This is a genomic window from Streptomyces sp. MMCC 100 (genome assembly GCF_041538145.2).
Taxonomy (GTDB): Bacteria; Actinomycetota; Actinomycetes; order Streptomycetales; family Streptomycetaceae; genus Streptomyces.
The window spans coordinates 1-2,000 of record NZ_JBGORK020000003.1 but is presented as its reverse complement, the minus strand read 5'-3'; the positions used below and the strand labels follow the sequence as shown (position 1 = coordinate 2,000).

The 2,000-nt window shown below is 75.5% G+C and carries 1 protein-coding gene and 2 pseudogenes; all 3 read left to right on the top strand.

The genetic code is table 11. The features are described from left to right. A pseudogene (locus ABS735_RS38440) lies at positions 1-226 on the top strand (4Fe-4S dicluster domain-containing protein); the annotation flags it as partial. Beyond that, complete coding sequence (gene nrfD, locus ABS735_RS38435; protein ID WP_373906638.1) at positions 223-1,326, top strand: NrfD/PsrC family molybdoenzyme membrane anchor subunit; 1,104 nt, start codon at positions 223-225, stop codon at positions 1,324-1,326. The pseudogene ABS735_RS38440 and the gene nrfD, both read left to right, overlap by 4 nt. A gap of 207 nt (positions 1,327-1,533) precedes the next feature. After that, positions 1,534-2,000: pseudogene (locus ABS735_RS38430) on the top strand (formate dehydrogenase); the annotation flags it as partial.

Genomic DNA, 2,000 nt, shown 5'->3' with positions numbered 1-2,000 from the left:
CTCCGCCGGGGTCTCGGACGCCCGCCTCTACGGCGAGGACCCGGGCGACGGTGTCGGCGGCGACGGCGCCTTCTTCCTGCTGCTGGACGAACCGGAGGTGTACGGCCTGCCTCCCGACCCGGTCGTCGCCACCCGCGACCTGCCCGCCATGTGGCGGCACGCCGCCGCGGCCGCCGCCTCGCTCGCCGCGCTCGCCGTCGTCAGTTTCGCCAGGAGGCCGCGATGACCGATTCCCGTTCCGGTCCCAGTTCCGGTCCCAGTTCCGGTCCCAGTCCCGGTTCCGGGTCCGACGTCACCAGGAGCGGCGTGGAGGGCGCCCGTCCCGGCCGCGACGCCCTCACCGGAGCCCACGCCGGGCGGCGCCGGCGGCGCAGGGGCCGGGGCGAGCGGGCGATGGTGCCCGACGCCGAGTTCTCCTCGTACTACGGCAAGCCGGTCCTGAACAAGCCGACGTGGAAGCCCCTGGACATCGCGGGCTACCTGTACCTCGGTGGACTCGCGGGCGCCTCCTCGCTGCTGGCCGCCGGCGCACACGCCACCGCCCGGCCCGCGCTCGCCCGGACGGCCAAACTCGGGGCGGCGGGCGCCGTCTCCCTCTCACTGGCCGCCCTGGTGCACGACCTGGGCCGCCCCGCCCGCTTCCTCCACATGCTCCGCGTCTTCAAGCCCACCTCCCCGATGAGCGTGGGCTCATGGCTGCTGGCCGGTTACGCACCGCTCACGATCGCCGCTGCCGCCGCCGACGTCGCCGGCAGGTACCGCCTGGTGGGCACCGCCGCCACCGCGTCCGCCGCCGTGCTGGGCCCCGCGGTCGCCACCTACACCGCCGTACTGATCTCCGACACCGCCGTGCCGTCCTGGCACGAGGGGCACCGCGAGTTGCCGTACGTCTTCGCCGGGTCCGGGGCCACCGCTGCCGCCGGGCTGGCCCTGGTCTGCGCACCGGTCGGTCAGACGGCCCCCGCGCGGCGCCTGGCCGCGCTGGGCGCCGTTCTCGAACTCGGCTCGTTCCACGTGATGAAGCGGCGCATGGGGCTGACCGCGGAGCCCTTCGAGAACGGCAAGGCCGGCACGCTGCTCCGTGCGGCCGAGACGCTCACGTGCGTGGGCGCGGCGCTCGGGGCCGGCCTCGGCGGACGCAACCGGGCGGTCGCCGCGATCGCGGGTGCGGCCCTCCTCACCGGCTCCGCCGCCCTGCGGTTCGGCGTCTTCCACGCCGGAGTCGCCTCGGCGGAGGACCCCAAGTACACGGTTCTGCCCCAGCGGGAACGGCTGGAGGCCCGGGCGCACGCCGGGGAGCCCGGCAGCACTCCCCCGGCGTCCTGAGTCGGCCTGTCCCAGGTGCTCGCGGAGGCCGGCGCACCGCGGATGCCGTCCGTGTCCGGCCGGGCCACAATGCGGTGTACGGGACCGCCGTGCACGGGACGCCGTGCACGGGAACGCGGTGGACGGGAACGAGACGGCCGCGGGTGATTGACCGGGGCCGGGCGGGGCACCCGCACGACGGCCGCCGCGACGGGAAGGGCAGGGGTGATGGGCGTACGTACCTGGATCGACTCCTGGCCGGTGTACCGCCAGCTGAAGGGGACCGACCCGCTGGGCCGTGGTGCCGCCGCCAAGAGCGGGACCAGCGCGCGTCTCACCCCGCGCGTCGCCTCCGCCGACCGGGTTGTGAAGTCGATCTGCCCGTACTGCGCGGTGGGCTGCGGCCAGAACGTCTACGTCGAGGGCGAGCGCGTCACCCAGATCGAGGGCGACCCCGACTCGCCGATCTCGCGCGGCCGGCTGTGCCCCAAGGGCGCGGCCAGCCTGCAGCTCACCACCGGCGGCGCCCGCGAGCACCACGTGCTCTACCGCCGTCCGCACGGCACCCAGTGGGAGCGGCTGGACCTGGACACGGCGATGGACATGATCGCCGACCGGGTGATCGAGTCACGGCGTTCCGGCTGGCAGTGGGAGGTCGACGAGACCCGCACCCGGCGCACCCTCGGCGTCGCCAG